This window comes from Streptosporangium sp. H16, from assembly GCF_051918855.1.
In the GTDB taxonomy this organism is placed as follows: domain Bacteria; phylum Actinomycetota; class Actinomycetes; order Streptosporangiales; family Streptosporangiaceae; genus Streptosporangium.
Genome location: NZ_JBPXMD010000001.1, coordinates 302072 through 317860, shown reverse-complemented (window position 1 = coordinate 317860; position 15789 = coordinate 302072). Strand labels below are relative to the sequence as shown.

At 70.8% G+C, this 15789-nt stretch carries 14 protein-coding genes; 2 read left to right on the top strand and 12 right to left on the bottom strand.

Annotated elements, in window-relative coordinates; genetic code table 11:
• Window positions 1–33 precede the first annotated feature (33 nt).
• From ACTOQ2_RS01425 to ACTOQ2_RS01415, 3 genes are all read right to left on the bottom strand, one after another.
• Entirely contained in the window at window positions 34–1677 is a 1644-nt protein-coding gene (locus ACTOQ2_RS01425; protein ID WP_440065136.1) for a hypothetical protein, read from the bottom strand.
• 64 nt (window positions 1678–1741) lie between these two features.
• A complete protein-coding gene (locus tag ACTOQ2_RS01420; RefSeq protein WP_440098071.1) occupies window positions 1742–3736 on the bottom strand; it encodes a primosomal protein N' in 1995 nt (664 codons plus the stop codon).
• Window positions 3737–4125: 389 nt separating this feature from the next.
• Window positions 4126–5592 carry an amidohydrolase gene (locus ACTOQ2_RS01415; RefSeq protein ID WP_440097795.1) on the bottom strand — a complete coding sequence of 489 codons (1467 nt, stop codon included), beginning with the start codon at window positions 5590–5592 and terminating at the stop codon, window positions 4126–4128.
• A gap of 307 nt (window positions 5593–5899) precedes the next feature.
• Here ACTOQ2_RS01415 and ACTOQ2_RS01410 point away from each other — a divergent pair, with 307 nt between their 5' ends.
• Complete coding sequence (locus tag ACTOQ2_RS01410) at window positions 5900–7750, top strand: hypothetical protein (protein WP_440097794.1); 1851 nt, start codon at window positions 5900–5902, stop codon at window positions 7748–7750.
• A gap of 5 nt (window positions 7751–7755) precedes the next feature.
• Here ACTOQ2_RS01410 and ACTOQ2_RS01405 read toward each other — a convergent pair whose 3' ends face one another.
• Entirely contained in the window at window positions 7756–9336 is a 1581-nt protein-coding gene (locus tag ACTOQ2_RS01405) for a hypothetical protein (protein ID WP_440097793.1), read from the bottom strand.
• Window positions 9337–9566: 230 nt separating this feature from the next.
• Between ACTOQ2_RS01405 and ACTOQ2_RS01400 the strand changes: the two genes are divergently transcribed.
• Window positions 9567–10040 carry an ATP-binding protein gene (locus ACTOQ2_RS01400; protein ID WP_440097792.1) on the top strand — a complete coding sequence of 158 codons (474 nt, stop codon included), beginning with the start codon at window positions 9567–9569 and terminating at the stop codon, window positions 10038–10040.
• A gap of 22 nt (window positions 10041–10062) precedes the next feature.
• On the opposite strand, the gene ACTOQ2_RS01395 is transcribed toward ACTOQ2_RS01400, so the two are convergent.
• From ACTOQ2_RS01395 to mihF, 8 genes are all read right to left on the bottom strand, one after another.
• Window positions 10063–10509 carry a type II toxin-antitoxin system VapC family toxin gene (locus tag ACTOQ2_RS01395; protein ID WP_362845400.1) on the bottom strand — a complete coding sequence of 149 codons (447 nt, stop codon included), beginning with the start codon at window positions 10507–10509 and terminating at the stop codon, window positions 10063–10065.
• Between the two features lie 5 nt (window positions 10510–10514).
• A complete protein-coding gene (locus tag ACTOQ2_RS01390; RefSeq protein WP_440097791.1) occupies window positions 10515–10814 on the bottom strand; it encodes a FitA-like ribbon-helix-helix domain-containing protein in 300 nt (99 codons plus the stop codon).
• A gap of 160 nt (window positions 10815–10974) precedes the next feature.
• The gene (gene metK, locus ACTOQ2_RS01385) at window positions 10975–12162 is read right to left on the bottom strand and encodes a methionine adenosyltransferase (protein ID WP_440065146.1); all 1188 of its coding nucleotides are present in this window, start codon (window positions 12160–12162) and stop codon (window positions 10975–10977) included.
• 258 nt (window positions 12163–12420) lie between these two features.
• Window positions 12421–12789, bottom strand: coding sequence for a hypothetical protein (locus ACTOQ2_RS01380; protein ID WP_440097790.1), 369 nt, complete (start codon window positions 12787–12789; stop codon window positions 12421–12423).
• Window positions 12790–12902: 113 nt separating this feature from the next.
• Window positions 12903–14135 (bottom strand): bifunctional phosphopantothenoylcysteine decarboxylase/phosphopantothenate--cysteine ligase CoaBC, encoded by a 1233-nt coding sequence (gene coaBC / locus ACTOQ2_RS01375; protein WP_440065149.1) that lies wholly within the window; start codon window positions 14133–14135, stop codon window positions 12903–12905.
• 8 nt (window positions 14136–14143) lie between these two features.
• Entirely contained in the window at window positions 14144–14407 is a 264-nt protein-coding gene (rpoZ, locus tag ACTOQ2_RS01370; RefSeq protein WP_030909981.1) for a DNA-directed RNA polymerase subunit omega, read from the bottom strand.
• 12 nt (window positions 14408–14419) lie between these two features.
• Entirely contained in the window at window positions 14420–14992 is a 573-nt protein-coding gene (gene gmk, locus ACTOQ2_RS01365) for a guanylate kinase (protein ID WP_440065464.1), read from the bottom strand.
• 193 nt (window positions 14993–15185) lie between these two features.
• Window positions 15186–15509: an integration host factor, actinobacterial type gene (gene mihF / locus ACTOQ2_RS01360; protein ID WP_030909986.1), complete on the bottom strand. Its 324-nt coding sequence runs from the start codon at window positions 15507–15509 to the stop codon at window positions 15186–15188.
• Window positions 15510–15789: the final 280 nt, after the last annotated feature.

Sequence of the window (15789 nt, the reverse complement as noted above, 5' to 3'; positions counted from 1 at the left end):
ACTTACTGCACTCGCGCCTCACGCATACACGGCTCAGCCGATGGCGCGGGAACGTGCCTTGAAAGCCGCCTTGCGGGCCGCCTTGGCCGCTCCGTGATCTCTCAGGGAGCGTCCGAGCAGCTCAAGGACGTCGACGACCTCGGGATGGTCGACCCGCCACATCTCCTCGATCACGTGTGACGGGGGGCCGGAGGCGGACATGTTCTCGGCGAACGTCTCCGGATCCTCCTCGGCGGCGGGCATGGCCAGGGCGAGCATGTCCACGCTCATCCAGAGCACCTCCTCCTGGGTGAGGGCGGGGGCCGCCAGGCCTCGCGTGCTCAGCCAGTGGATGGCGTGCGGGCGCAGCTCCGGCTCCTCCAGGAAGGCGCGCACCGCCTCCTCGGCGTCGGGGCCGAGGCGGTCGACGATCGTCACCGCGACGCCCCTGGCGACCGAGGGCGCGCCGGAGACGGAGCCGAGCAGCTCGGTGACCGCCTGCGCCGGGGTCCTGTTCTCCAGCCAGCCCCCGATGTCGGCCTCGGCCATCTCGGCGGGCATGCCGGAGAGCAGCCCCTCGATGAGCTCGGGCGCGTCGGCGGTCGTCAGGTCGGGCGCCTCGGGCGCCTCGATGCCCAGGTCGGTGTAAAGCTCGTGCAGTCCCCACAGGGCCAGCGGGGTGAGCTCGAGCAGCTCCTCGCCCGGCTCGGCCATCCCGCAGTAGGCGAGCCGCCTGACGGCCTCGGGGATGTCGATCTCGCCTCCCTCGACCAGGCCGATCTCCTCCATGTACTCCTTGACGAGGGGGATCGGCACGGGCGCCTGGAGGCGGTAGAGCATGTCGCACAGGCCGTAGAGCTCCTCGTCGAGGGAGACGTCGCCCGTCACGGCGCCGCCGGTCTCCTTCTCGACGACGAACTCGACCGTCGCGGCCCAGATGTCGAGCGGGTCGAAGTCCTCGCCGTCGAAGATGGCGGTGCCCTCGACCGTGACCAGGCCGGTGTGCACCGCGAGCTCCCACAGCAGGCCGGGGTCGGTCACCGAGAGCTGGGCGGTCGCCTCGGCGGCGTCGCGGACCCTGAGCCGGCCCTTGACGGTCGGGGTGCGGCCCCCGGCGAGCATCCACTGGACCAGCCTGCGCGCGTCGACGATCAGCGGCACCCGCAGGGCGCTCCGGGTGAGCACCTCGCGGGGGGCCAGGCGCACGGCGGGGAGTGGCGAGCAGCCGGGGCAGTCGCAGTGCTCGACGGCGGGTTCCTCCTGCACCGCGGAGACGGAGAGGATCGCGCTGCCGGCGTCCTGCTCCAGCGAGTCGGCGCCCATCGCGCTGAAGAGGCTCTTGGCCATGCCGAACCGGGAGGTGTCGGCGAGGGCGATGGGCATCTCGGGCTCGATGCGGTCGAGGACGCTCCTCATCCGGACCGCCATCTTGCCGCCGATCTCCTCGGTGGCGAGCAGGAAGTCGACCAGGGTACGGGCGGCGGCGACGGTCTCCGGGGCGCTCTCCGGGGGGGCGATGACCTTGCGCGGATAGATGTTGAGCAGCAGCTCCTCGAAGGCGACAGGGGTGAAGTCACCCAGCTCGTTCACGTCCAGATAGTCACTCGCGTAGTCGCAGAGCAGCCGTACCTCGTCCACGTCAACGTCAAGGCCGTGCGCACGCCCCCACGCGCGCAGGTCGTCTACGGCCCGATTCACCCATTCGATCGACACAGGGGAAAATTAACGGCTTACTGCCAGCACCGCGAATCGGGGAAACAACTCAAATCACATCTAGAGGGTCAATGCATACCTTGACCACCTCCGAAGCCTTGCGCGCGGAGCGTACTCCGGCGGCCCCTTTCAGCGCCGCGGCCAGTGTCGATCCGGAGCCCCGCGCGATCCGCACCATGGCGCGTTCCCGCACTTGATCCCCCTTGGGAGCGGCCACCGGGACGGGACCGAGCACCTGGGCCTCCGGTGGCAGGGTCATCTCGCCGAGCATTTCCCTGACCGCGGCCGGGGATCCGGTGAGCGTCGCCATTTTCACCGCCGGGGGGAAACCGAGTTCTGTCCTGTCAGCTAGTTCCCTCTCGGCATGGGTGACCGGGTCCCAGCGCAGCAGAGCCTGTACGGCGGCGAGCGAGGAGTCGGCCAGCACGACCAGCTCGGCCGAGGGCCGCAGCAGGGCCGCCGCGTTCATCCACCGGCGCAGCGTCTCCTCGGCGGCGCGCAGGTCGGGCCGGCCGAGCAGCGCCCAGCCGTCCAGCAGCACCGCCGCCGCGTACCCTCCCTCGGGCACCGGCTCGGCCCCCGGGGTGGCCACCACCAGGGCGCGGCCCGCGCCGACCGTGGCGAGCACCCCGTCCCTGCCCGACGTCCTGACCGGCACCGAGGGGAAGGCCCGCCCCAGCTCCTCGGCGGTGCGCCGGGCGCCGACCACCTGGGCCCGCACCCGGGCACCGCCGCAGGACGGGCAGCGCCACTCACCGGCGATCCGGCCGCACCAGCGGCAGTACGGGGCCACGTGGCCGGCGCGCAGCGCGAACGGGCCGCCGCAGTGCCCGCAGCGGGCGGGGGCCCGGCAGCTCTGGCAGGCCAGCGCGGGCAGGTAGCCCCGCCGGGGGACCTGCACCAGCACGGGGCCGCTCTCCAGCCCGGCGCGCAGGGTCCGCCAGGCGAGGCTGGGCAGCCGGGCGGCCCTGGCGGCCTCGTCCCTGGCCAGCTCCGCGTCCTCCCCCGCCGGGCGGACCCTCGGCGCCCTGGTCCTGACCGTCCCGCGGGCCGCGACGATGGGCCCGGCCCAGCCCGCCGCGATGAGCTGGGTGGCCTCCGCCGTACGGGCGTACCCCCCGATGAGCAGGCCCGCCCGCGCCCGGTGGGCGCGCAGGGCGAGGACCTCCCTGGCGTGGGGGTAGGGGGCGAGCCGCTCGGAGTGCAGGTCGTCGCCGTCGTCCCAGATGATCGCGAGCCCGAGGTCCCTGACCGGGGCGAACGCCGCGCCCCTGGTCCCTGCCGCGACCCGTACCTGCCCCCTGGCCACCCGCAGCCACCGCCGGTAGCGCTCGGCGGGCCCGAGGTCGGCCGTGAGCGCCACGTGCGCGCCGGGCTCCAGGACGTCGCTCAGGGCCGCGTCGAGCAGGGCCACGTCCTTGCCGTCGGGAAGCACCACGAGGGCGCCCCTGCCCCCGCGCAGCGTCTCCCGTACGGCGACGGCGACCGCCTCCGGCCACCCCGGCCCGCTCTCCCCGGTTCCCGGCAGGGCGGTCCACACCGCGCGGGGGGAGCCTCCCTTCGCCAGGGCGGCCAGGAACGCCTCTCCCTCCGGGTAGTCCGCCCACGGTCCCGGTCCCGCCCCCACCGGCTGTGCCGGGTCCGTGGGGACCGGGGCGGGGGTCTCCGCCTCGACCCTGGCGTGGCGGGGCGGGACGGCCAGGCGCAGGACGTCGGCCATGGTCCCGGCGTAGTGGTCGGCCACGGCGCGGGCCAGCGCGACGATCTCCGGGGTGAGCACGGGCTCGGCGGACACGACCCTCTCCAGGCGGGTCAGCCTGCCCTCGTGCTCGGTGCTCTCCGCCCGTTCCAGCAGGAAGCCGTCGACGAGCTTGCCCGCGAACCGGACGCGGACCCTGACCCCCGGCACGGCGGTGGCGTCCAGGGGGGCGGGGACGAGATAGTCGAACAACCGGTCGAGGTGCGGCAGCGGCGTGTCGACGACGACCCGGGCGACCGGCAGCTCGGCGGCCGGCTCCGGCACCCCCCTGACCGGCTCGGCCACCCGGGCCGTCCTGGCCGTCCCTGCGGCCCTGACGACCCTGGAGGTCCTGCCGGACCTGGCGGACCTGACGGCGCCGCCCCGCGCCCTCGCCGGACCACCGGACGCGGACCGCTCACGGACGGCGTCGAGCGGCAGCAGGGCGTCGTCGTCCGGCGAGGGGCTGGCGTGGGTCACCCACCTGTCCTACCAGACCCGGGCACCCGCCCAGACGACGGCGGGCGAGGCGGCCGGCTCCCGCGCGGGGAAGACGGGGGCGGCTCCGGCGGGATCGCCGTCGGAGCCGGTCGGACGGATCAGGTGGAGCTTGAGGACGCGTTCACGGCGGCGCCCGGCGAGGCTCGGCGGCGCCCGGCGACGACGAGATCGCCGCCGGGGGCCGGCCGGACGGATCAGATGGAGCGGCGGTGGGTCCAGCGCCCGCCGAGCAGGGTGCCGAGGATCGGCATGCGGCGCAGGCCGTCCCCGTCCAGCCCGGCCGGATCGTACTCGGTGATCACCAGGTCGGCGGGATCGCCGGGACGCACGCCGGCGCGCCCCCTGGCCGCCGCCGCGAGCGCCGCCGGCAGCGGGATCGCCTGCTCCGGATGCCACGGCGGCCGCTCGTCGTCGGTCCTGGCCACCGCCGAGGCGATCCCGTCCCACGGGTCGAGCGGCGCCACCGGGGCGTCGGAGCCCAGCTCGATGACGGCGCCGGCCGCCAGCAGGTCGGCGTAGGCGAAGGCCCTGCCGGTCCGCCCGGACCAGTGCAGGTCGGCCACGTCGCGGTCGTCGGGCGCGTGGGCGGGTTGCACGCCCGCGACGAGGCCGGCCCTGGCGAACCTCCCGAAGTCCTCCGGGCGGACCAGCTGCGCGTGCTCGATCCTCCCCGGGCAGCCGGTCCGCTCGAAGGCGTCCAGCGCGATGTCCACCGCCAGGTCGCCGATCGCGTGCACCGCCGGGTCGATCCCGTGCCCCGCGGCCAGGGCCATGACGCCGTACAGCTCCTCGGGCGCCGTCTCCAGCAGTCCGCGCGCGTCGCCGCCGGGGTACGGGTCCTCGCAGTAGGCGGTCCTGGTGTTCAGCGACCCGTCCACGAACGTCTTGACCGGCCCGACCTCCAGCAGGCCCCCCGAACCGGCGACGGGCTCGCCGGTGCGCAGCCCGCGGCCGATCGCCTCCTCCAGCCGGTTCACCGGGATCGAGCAGCCGACCCGGACGTCGATCCGCTCCGACCGGACCCGCCGGGTCCAGTCGGTGACGTTGTCGGCGAACTCGAAGTCCAGCACGCCGATGACGCCCCTGGCCGCGGCGGCGGTGGTGGCCTCGGCCACCCAGCGGTCCAGCTCGTCCCGGGGCGGCGGGGGCATCTCCGCCATCGCGTCGTAGCAGTCGCGCTCGCGCAGCACCCCCGTCGGGTGCTCGCCCCTGCCGATCGCCGCCAACGCGGCCGGGCTGAACCAGGCGGTGTGCAGATCATTGCTGACCAGGACGATCGGCCGGCCGGGCGCCGCCGCCTGGAGCAGCGACTTGTGCGGCGTGTCCGGCCACAGGGCGTCGCGGAAGCCGTAGCCGACGGTGAACCCGGAGGCGCCGGGCGCGCCGGAGCGGGGCGCGACGAGGTCGACCGCCGACCGCGCCGACCGCGCCGAGGTCAGGTCGATCCTGCGCCGGGCCTGCGCCCACTGCGCGGAGTGCACGTGCGCGTCCCACAGGCCCGGCAGGAGGGTGGCGCCCCCGGCGTCGACCGACTCGTCACAGGGGGGCGGCTCCGCGGCCACCTCCGCGACCCGGCCTCCGGCGATCAGGACGTGGCGGAGCGGGCCGCCGGGACCCAGCCGCGCGTTGCGCAGCAGCAGACGGGGGGACGGTGAGGACATAAGCAGAGATTAGGCGCACAGCCGACGCGCGCTCCCCCGGGTACCGGATTCTTCCCGGCCACCGTTCTTTCCCGTGTCGTCAAGTCTTTCCCGTGTCGTCGAGCACAGCGCCCGTCGCTCGTGCGAAAGACAGGAACCGGCGGTCCACGCTCCCAGGCGATCGAACTCCTATCAGGCTGCGATCCGGGTGCTTAAGGTAAACGTGGATCGCCTTCGGCAGGAGACTTTCGATATGGGGCCGACACCGCCCGCGTCATCGGAAAACGGGTCATCTCCGGATGAATACTCGGGAATCAATCCGGAGTTGATGGAGCGATTCATCGCGTCGCTGGAGCAGGCGCGGAAAGTGGTGGGCGAGGAGCTCTCGGGAATCCTCAGGGCGCTTTCCTCGGTGGACGCCGACCGGTCCGCGGCCCTGCGGATCCGCGAGATCGAAGGCTGGCTGGACCAGGAGATCCCGCGCCTGCGCAGGCGCAACCAGCTGATCCAGGAGCCCGACCTCCTGAAGGAGTGGGCCGCGGACCTGGTAGGGCTCGGTCCGCTGGGACTCACACCGGGGCCCGGGGGCGGAGGGCTCACGGCCTTCGACGAGAAGGCTCTCGCGACACGCACTCTCGCCACCGACGAGGGCGAGAAGCTCGCGGAAAACCTCAGCGCCCTGGGACACCCGACTCCGTACTCCTCGGAAAACGTATACGACGGCATCTTCGACCGGCTCGCCGGCAGGCGGAATGACGCCGACTTCACCGCGGGATTCTTCTCCGCCCTCGGCCCGAAGGGCGCGGCGGCGGCGCTTCGGAAGTTGAATCACTATCACGGAGAATCCGCTCGAAAACACTGGAAGACCATGGGGGAGGCTCTCGCCACGGCGGTGGCCCGGCGGCCGAGAACGCTCGGCCCGGCCTGGGAACCGGAGAACCTCGGGAAGACGCAGGGGGCCGATCTGGGCCTGGTGCTCGGCCACGGCAGGTTCCCTTCCGGGTGGTTCACCGAGGTGATACGTCCCCGCGTCCAGAAAGCCGCCGAGGGCGGGGGTCCGGCACGCTGGACCCCCGACCTGAGCCATTTCCTGTCCGCCCTGGCCAACAATCCGGAAACGGCCAGAGCCCTGTTCAACGACCTGTCCCCCGGAGATCTGAGGAAACTGTTCTCCGAACTCAACGAGCAGGTCTCGCTCTATCCCAACGAGCATGACGCGATCGCCTTCGACCTGGAGAAGGAGTTCGGCCGGATGCTCGCCGCCGGAGCCGGTGTCTTCGAGAAGCGCCCCCCCGGCCCCGAGGCGGTGCGATTCGCCTTCAACACCATGACGACCATGGGCGACCTCCGGACCAAAGCGGACTTCCGCAATCCGGAGGGGCAGCCGATGGAGGTGGCGAAGGGCGCGAGAATCTTCATGTCGATGCTCGCGGGCGCCTACGCCGCCGAGATCATCGAGGGCGCCGACGCCAGTGACGCCAACCGGACACAGGACAGCGCGTTCGAGAAAACCGCCACGCTCACCGCCGGCCTGGCGGAGACGACAGCACCGTCGGAGAGGCGGCCACCCGGCTCAACAACGCTTTCGGCGGAGCCAAGGACAACACGCAAACAAACCCAAGCCCTTTGGGGTAGTTCACAAAGCGACCTTAAGGCATTGAGTCTCGCCGGAGAGCTCGAAGTGCTTTTTACGCGAAGAATCAACAGTGATTTTGACACGCGATTCACCCTTGACGGACTCATTGCTCGGCGTTTTCCAGTCGACAGAAACAACCTTGTATCCGCGCTTCCCCAGGCCGCCGGTCAGCATGTTGAAGATGATGACCGGTTCGTCGACGCTGGAAGCGTCCACTCCGGCAACCCCATACGTTCGTTTTGCCTTCCCCTCTCCGCAGGGGATGTCCTTGCCACCCTCGTCCGTCACCGTGACATCTTTTGCGTGGGTCGACTTCACCAACCAGTCGATGTCGGCCTTCAACATCGCTTCGGCCTGAGCCGCCGTCGGCCCCGGAGGCTCAGAAGAGCACGCTCCCAACGCCAATATCCCCAAGGCGACGATCACAGCCGACCCGACACGGGCGGAAGCAAGGCGCACCATGGAGCTCTCCGTTCACGTCGGCCAACATCCCCAGACCCAATGATGTCTGATAACCAAGCGATTTCCGGGAAGAGTGCCTGAACACGTCAGACCACGATGGACAGCGAGCGCAACCGTTCATCCAGATCCAGAACATGCTTGTTGCCCTCCCACGGCTGAAGCTGGACGCGAGTTCGCCGTACGGAGTGAACGAGTCTGGCAGAGCTGTGTCGCACGGTGATTTGAGCAGCCTCACCGATCATGGCGGTGGCCGCCGGAATCTCTTGTTTTTGAATCAGCGCGGTCGCGTATTCGAGATTCAGGATGCCCCGCTCGCGATTCCAGCCGGATCGATTCGAGCCGGACCCCATCTCCGTCATGATCGGATCCGCCGCGCTGATCGCTCGATCGGGCTGTTTGAGCCCGACCAGACAGAAGACGGCATGGCGTGCGACACGATCCTGGTTACACCAGAAGAGGTGCCGAAAATCACTGGCCTCCCGATTTCTTCCCGCCAGTGAGATGGCACGGTCGAGCACGCGGAGACTTTCATCGTCGGACCTCGTCCTCGAGAGCACACGGGCGATAATGAGAAAAGTCGCCGCTTGCTGCAGACGGTTACCACTGCTCTTGGCCCAGCCGTCAGCCGCGAAGACATGGTCCATGGCGACCGTGGGCTTTCCCTGGTGAAGTGCCATATCAGCCAGCAACCCGTGCATATGAGCCAGGAGGGCCGGCGCATTCAGCTCGTGCGCCGCAGCCAGTCCCTCCTCGTATCGACAGGCGGCCGCGGCATGATCCAGCAGATCAAAGTGACACCAGCCCGTCATGTGGCTCAGGCTCCAGTAGACGCGGAGCAGGCGCTCGCGCAGGGCCGGGGTGAGGGAGCCCCGCTTGAGGAGGTCGTCGACCATGGCGCGTTTGGCCTCGGCGACCGGCAGGACTCGCCGGGGGCCCGATGATTCGTCCATGGTCCACAGGCGGGCGGTGAGCCGTTCCAGCACGTCGATGGTGGCCGCGTCGATCGGGCCCTGGTGCCGGGCGGCCGCTGCCAGGCGTTCCCGCTCCGGCGGGGTGAGGTGGCGCAGCAGGCCCAGGGCCGGTGTCCCGCCCAGGAGCAGGGCCAGTTCGAAGAGCAGTTCGCGGCGTTTCACGTCGGCCTCCTCTGCGCCGACCGCGCGCAGCAGGTCGGCACAGCGGGCGGGCGCGGGAACGAGCGGGGAAAGTACCTTCGTTCCCTTGGTGCCCGGGACGGCCGGTGCGGACACCTGGCGGCAGTGGTGCGCGTCGAGGTGACGGTGATCCGTCTGGTCGATCAGGTCGCGGTCGCGCACCCCGTAGGAGGCGTAGACCTCGTCGGTGACCAGGCGGCGGGCGGTGGTCTGGTAAATGCGGGCGAAGATGGCGACCGCCCCGGCGCCGGGACGCCGCCCGGCCTGCGGCCATGCCTCGTAGTCGTAGAAGCGCGCGGCACGCAGGGTGGCGGTGCCCGCCGGGTCGAGGTCGTTGTAGGCGGCCACCACCTCACCCGCCGTGCGCCCGTGGGCGTAGCGGTACAGGCGCAGCGGGCTGACCGCGTGATCGAGGGCGAACACGCCGGCGATCTGGTCGAACGTGAGGCGGCAGGCCCGCAGTGCCTCGCTGCGCCGCCTGCATCCCAGCAGGATCCGGTATCCCTCTCCGGGCATCCTCAACTCCCTTCCCCGAGCACACACGGATCGTATGACCACGGTCACGGAGAATGACAGTGCGTGAGGGAAGTGGGGATCCTCGGCCACCGGATGCGATGTTCTCGCAGGTCGGCGGCACTGTGTGCGGAGTATCTCGCTGACGCCGTCCCGGAGGGCTACCGCACGGGAGTGCCGGGCCACTGTTCTGCTGACGATTTTCCCCTGACCAGGAGACCAGGAGAACGCACATGACCGCTACCCACGACGGCGTGGCCCCGGAGTTGATCGAGGCGATGGTCCGGCTCCGCCCCGGCGGCATGACCTGGCGGCGGACCTTCCCGGGCCGTCCCTGCCAGGTTCCCGAGGCTCGACGCTTCGTCCGGTTTCTCCTGGTCGACTCCCCATTCGGCCAGGACGCGGAGCAGGTCGTCGCCGAACTCGCCGCCAACGCGGTCCGCCACACCGCCAGCGGACGGCCGTACGGCACGTTCGTCGTCGAGGTCGTCCGCAAACCGGAGGCCACCCGCGTGACGGTCTACGACTCCGGCCAGGGGCCCGTACCCGCTCTCCCCCACCCCGCCCTCCTCGGCGAGAGCGGCCGGGGCCTCCTCCTCGTCACCGCCCTGGCTTCCCAGGTCGGCTGCCAGGGCACCCGAACCCACGGCCACGCCGTCTGGGCCCAGTTCACCGGCGAGAGACTCCCCGCACCCCCGGGCGCATGACACCGGCGGACCCTCACGACCTTCAAACGGGAGTGAACCCGAGCGCCGCGGCGGCCTCGCTCTGGGCGGTGTCGCGGCTGGCGAAGCCGAGCTTGTCTCCCGGGTCCTCCAGAAGCGGTACGGCTGCCAGCTCGGCCGTGGCGAGATGCATGGCGTCCAGCGCGCGAAGGGCATGAGCGTAAACGATCTCCACGGCCCGGCGTTCCACGGCGTCGCGGGGGGCGCTCAGCAACGTGACCGGGCCGTTCTCCCCGAGATCCGCCGCCAGTACGGCGATCCTGGTGTCCAGTTCCGGCAGCCGCCTGGCACGGGAGGCACGGACCAGCACGCCGGTCACCTCCACCACGGTCAAGGTGCTCGTGACGAGGAGATGTTCGGGATCTTCGAGAAGTTCCCTGGCCCGGTCGTGACCGGGTTCGTCGCGGAGATAGGCGCAGGCCAGGACCGAGGAGTCGACGTAGGTGAGCATCGGGGTCAGCGGCCCTCCGCCCAGAGGTCGTCGAGAACCGGGCCGGCGCCCTCGGTGGCCGCGAGCGCACGCTCCCGGTCGGCTTCGGTCATGAGAGGAGCGGGAGGAGAGAGAGGCCGCTCGGCGAGCACCCCGAGCCTCCGTGCCCGAGCGCGAAGCTCCGCCCGGGCGTCCAGTGCTTCGTCGGACACGCCGTGGGCGAGGATCTCCCCGGCGGTCGCGTTGATGGAGCGGCCGGTGCGGCGGGCCCTTCGCGTTATGCGTTGATGAAGATCGTCGTCGATTCGAAGAAGGAGTTGCTTCATGCGTCGACGATATCAATCAAGTTCAGGAGAGTGATATCACTTACCGCCGGCGACGTGCCCCGTGACCGCGCTCCGGCGTCCCGCCGGGCGGGACGGGACCGGGAACGCGGACGGCCCCCGCGAAGGAGTTCGCGGGGGCCGTACGGAAAAGCGGTGCGGGTCAGAGACCGGCGGCGCTGCGCAGGGCGTCGGCGCGGTCGGTGGACTCCCAGGAGAAGCCCTCGCGGCCGAAGTGGCCGTACGCGGAGGTGCCCGAGTAGATCGGGCGGAGCAGGTCGAGGTCGCGGATGATCGCGGCCGGGCGCAGGTCGAAGACCTCCAGCACGGCCTGCTGGATCTTCTCGACGTCGGTCTTCTCGGTGCCGAAGGTCTCGACGAACACGCCGACCGGGTGGGCCTTGCCGATGGCGTAGGCGACCTGGACCTCGGCGCGGTCGGCCAGACCGGCGGCCACGATGTTCTTGGCGACCCAGCGCATGGCGTAGGCGGCCGAGCGGTCGACCTTGGACGGGTCCTTGCCGGAGAAGGCGCCGCCGCCGTGTCGGGACATGCCGCCGTAGGTGTCGACGATGATCTTGCGACCGGTCAGGCCGGCGTCGCCCATGGGGCCGCCGATCTCGAAGCGGCCGGTCGGGTTGACCAGGAGGCGGTAGCCCTCGGTGGCGATCTCCAGGCCGGCCAGGACCGGGTCGACCACGTGCTCCTTGATGTCGGGAGCGAGCATCTCCTTGAGGTCGATCTCGGCCGCGTGCTGGGTGGAGACCACCACGGTGTCGAGCCGGACGGGCCTGTCGCCGTCGTACTCGACGGTGACCTGGGTCTTGCCGTCGGGACGCAGGTAGGGCACCGTGCCGTCCTTGCGGACCTGCGACAGGCGCTCGGCGAGGCGGTGCGCCAGCTGGATCGGCAGCGGCATCAGCTCGGGGGTCTCGCGGCAGGCGTAGCCGAACATCAGGCCCTGGTCGCCGGCGCCCTGGCGGTCGAGCTCGTCGCCGGCCTCGCCCTCGCGATTCTCGTAGGCGTCGTCGACACCCTGGGCGATGTCGGGCGACTGCGCTCCGATGGACACCGACACGCCACAGGAGGCGCCGTCGAAGCCCTTGTGCGAGGCGTCGTAACCGATCTCGAGGATCTTCTCCCGGATGAGACCGGGAATGTCGACGTAGGTCTCCGTCGTCACCTCTCCGGCGACGTGGACCTGACCGGTGGTGATCAGCGTCTCGACCGCGACACGGCTCTTGGGGTCACCCTTGAGCATGGCGTCGAGAATCGCGTCACTGATCTGGTCGGCGATCTTGTCCGGGTGGCCCTCTGTGACCGACTCGGAGGTGAAAAGGCGACGGGACAAGTCAGTGGCTCCTCATGCAGCGGCTGCTGGCGTCTGGGGGCTCTGGCGTCGGCGGACACCAGTAGCGCTCCGGCGAATTCTAGCCCCACCTGATGTGGGGCCGCGAAATCGTCTCAGATCATGTCACCCTAAAGTCTCAGATCGCGTATGGGAAAGAACCCCGGCCCGCCGCGATCCGGATCCGGATCCGCCCACGACGGCGACACGAGCGGGGCTCGATCGCGGCACGAGCGGAGGCCCGCCGGAGCGGTGTCCGGCTCACAGATCGGGCAGCGGGTCGGGGGGAAGCGTCTCCGGCGCGAAGACCTCGGCGTCGGCGGCGGCGACCACCGCGGCGTACTCCTCGTCGATCTCGAACACCATGCCGCCGAGCTCGATGGCCGCGCCCGCGGAGAACTCCAGCGGGCCGAGCCGGGTGCGCCGGGAGTGGGTGGCGTACACCGAGGTCGGCGCGTCGTGGTCGAAGAACTTGGTGGACATCACGCAGATGGTGCGGTCGGTGACCACGATGAGGAAGGTCGCCATGACCGGGGTGCCCACCGACAACGCGGGCAGGACGTAGTGGATCTCCTCCCCCGGAGGGAGCAGCGCCCGGCATCGAGCCCTGACGGCGGCGGCGACCGGCATGATCGAAACCCCTCCAAGCCGCGACATCGCAGGTCATCTCGGAGGCAGTATCCGCCGGGAGGCGGCCGACGGCAAGTGGTCGGATCCGCCGGAAGGTGGGCTACGGCGAGTGGTCAGGCCAGGCGCGCGGCGACGAGGTCCCAGACCGTGTCGGCGAGGGCCTCCTTGGGGCCGCGGGGGATCTCGACCTGCTCCCCGCCGGCGACCAGGACCACGGCCGCGTTGTCGGGCGTGCCGAAGGCGAGGCCGTCGCCGACCTGGTTGACGACGAGCAGATCACAGCCCTTGCGGGCGAGCTTGGCCCGCCCGTTGGCGAGCACGTCGTCGGTCTCGGCCGCGAATCCCGCGATCACCCGCGGGTACGGCTTGAGCCCCTCGCGGCGCCGCTCACCCAGCTCAGCCAGGATGTCAGGATTTTTCACGAGATGGATGGCGTCAGGCTCGTCGGCGGTCTTCTTGATCTTCGATCCGCTCCGCGCCGCGGGCCGGAAGTCGGCGACGGCGGCGGCCATGACCACGGCGTCGGCGCCCTCCACCGCGTCGAGCACGGCGGCGCGCAGTTCCAGGGCCGACTCGACCCGGACGACCCTGGCGCCCGCCGGATCGGGCAGGCCGACGTTGGCGGCCACCAGGGTGACCTCGGCCCCGCGGGCGACGGCCGTGCGGGCCAGCGCGTAGCCCTGCAGGCCCGAGGAGCGGTTGCCGATGAAGCGGACCGGGTCGATGGCCTCGCGGGTGCCCCCGGCGGAGATCACCAGGCGGCGCCCCGCCAGGTCGGCGGAGCGTCCGGCGAGAACCGCGCGGCAGACCTCGAAGATCTCCTTCGGGTCCGGCAGCCGGCCGGGGCCGGTGTCGGCGCCGGTCAGGCGGCCCACGGCGGGGTCGACGACGATCGAGCCGCGCTCGCGGAGCGTGGCCACGTTGGCGCGGGTCGCGGGGTGCTCCCACATCTCGGTGTGCATCGCCGGGGCGAACACCACCGGGCAGCGCGCGGTGAGCAGGGTGTTGGTCAGCAGGTCGCCCGCCAGCCCGTGGGCGGCCTTGGCGAGCACGTCGGCGGTGGCCGGCGCGACGACCACCAGGTCGGCGCCCTGCCCGATGCGGACGTGCGGCACCTCGTGCACGGACTCCCAGACGTCGGTCGTGACAGGGTTGCCGGACAGCGCGGCCCAGGTCGGCTCACCGACGAAGCGGAGCGCCTCCCTGGTCGGGACCACGCGAACGTCGTGGCCCGACTCGGTGAACAGGCGCAGCAGCTCGCACGCCTTGTAGGCGGCGATGCCCGCGCTCACACCGAGGACGACCCTGGGTCTGCCGGGAGACCCGGCTTCTTCTGGGGTCCGCACGAGGTGGTTCAGCCCTCGATCGGCTCGGAGGTCAGCAGGCCCTCGCTGACCTCGCGCAGCGCGATGGACAGCGGCTTCTCCTGCGCGTGGGTCTCGACGAGCGGGCCGACGTACTCGAGCAGGCCCTCGCCGAGCTGGGAGTAGTAGGCGTTGATCTGACGCGCCCGCTTGGAGCCGAAGATCACGAGACTGTACTTGCTGTCGACGATGTCGAGCAGGGCGTCGATCGACGGGTTGGTGATGCCTTCGGAGTAGGCGGCGCTGGTTGCCACGTGTGATTTCCCCTAGCTAGGTGAACGTCCGAGGCGCGAATCCTCGGGAGCATCAGCCAATAAGGCTATCAGCCGATGGCATACGCCCTGGACGGACGTGTTGACGAGTGTCAGGTCGAACTCCTGCTCGGCCGCCATCTCGATCCGGCCGGCCGCCAGGCGGCGGGCGATGACGTCCTCGGGCTCGGTGCCCCGGCCGCGCAGCCGCTTCTCCAGCTCTCCCCAGGTCGGGGGGGCCAGGAAGACCAGCAGCGCCTCGGGCATGGTCGCGCGGACCTGCCTGGCGCCCTGGAGGTCGATCTCCAGCAGCGTGGGCACCCCGGCGTCGAGCTTCTCGAGCACGGGGCCGCGCGGGGTCCCGTACCGGTTGCCGGCGAACTCGGCCCATTCCAGCAGCTCGCCGGAGGCGGCGAGGCGGTCGAACTCCTCGTCGTCGGCGAAGAAGTACTCGACCCCGTGGGTCTCCCCCGGGCGGGGCTTCCTGGTGGTCACCGAGACCGACAGCCACACCTCCGGGTGTGCCCGCCGAAGCTCGGCGACGACCGTGGACTTGCCGACGCCCGACGGCCCGGACAGGACCGTCAGGCGCTTACCGGCCGAGAGGCCGGGGAAGGCTCGCGCCCCCTCCGGACCTCCGGCTGGGGATGTGAAGCGACCGGCCCCGCCCTCGGCGGTTGCCTCCGGAGTCCGACTCTCGTCGGACCACGACGTTCCGGTCACTCCAAACCCCCCGTGATGCCGTCCCCATGCGGGGCGAGCGTGGTCGTATGAACCGAGACTAGCTCTCGGCCCCGCCGAACTCACGCTCGAGCGAAGCTCGCTGGTTCGTACCCAGGCCCCGCACGCGGCGGGACTCTGCGATTCCAAGCCGCTCCATGAGCTGCTTGGCGCGGACCTTGCCCACGCCGGGAAGCGACTCGAGAAGGGCCGAAACCTTCATCTTGCCGATGACGTCGTCGGCCTGCCCGTCTTTGAGCACCTCAGCCAGAGAGACCGCACCGTGCTTCAGGCGGTTCTTCACCTCGGCACGCTCTCGGCGGGCCTTGGCAGCCTTCTCTAGGGCTGCGGCGCGCTGCTCAGGGGTAAGGGGAGGAAGAGCCACGCCGGGTCACCTCGAATTTCCTGTCGATGTACTCGGACGGGATGGGAAACTAGCTGGTCATGGCGCTTCAAGCAACGTCAAGGCCACTTTATCCCCCCAGAAAATCTACTTCGTGACTTTCCGTGCTCGCCGCGTTGCTCTACGTCGACGAAACTGCTCTCAACGCCGAGTTTTCAGGGGTTGTCCCACCCGCGACGCCCGGCGGTCTCCAGCGTCCCCTCACACGCGAAACCGGGTGGTTCCCGGCGTTACCCCACCCGCGACGCCCGGCGGCCTCCGG

Excerpts from the sequence above, each read along its gene's own strand:
- ACTOQ2_RS01415 (WP_440097795.1), bottom strand. The coding sequence starts at position 5,592 with ATGTCCTCACCGTCCCCCCGTCTGCTGCTGCGCAACGCGCGGCTGGGT.
- ACTOQ2_RS01410 (WP_440097794.1), top strand. The coding sequence starts at position 5,900 with ATGGAGCGATTCATCGCGTCGCTGGAGCAGGCGCGGAAAGTGGTGGGC.
- ACTOQ2_RS01405 (WP_440097793.1), bottom strand. The coding sequence starts at position 9,336 with ATGCCCGGAGAGGGATACCGGATCCTGCTGGGATGCAGGCGGCGCAGC.
- ACTOQ2_RS01400 (WP_440097792.1), top strand. The coding sequence starts at position 9,567 with ATGACCGCTACCCACGACGGCGTGGCCCCGGAGTTGATCGAGGCGATG.
- ACTOQ2_RS01395 (WP_362845400.1), bottom strand. The coding sequence starts at position 10,509 with ATGCTCACCTACGTCGACTCCTCGGTCCTGGCCTGCGCCTATCTCCGC.
- ACTOQ2_RS01390 (WP_440097791.1), bottom strand. The coding sequence starts at position 10,814 with ATGAAGCAACTCCTTCTTCGAATCGACGACGATCTTCATCAACGCATA.
- ACTOQ2_RS01380 (WP_440097790.1), bottom strand. The coding sequence starts at position 12,789 with ATGCCGGTCGCCGCCGCCGTCAGGGCTCGATGCCGGGCGCTGCTCCCT.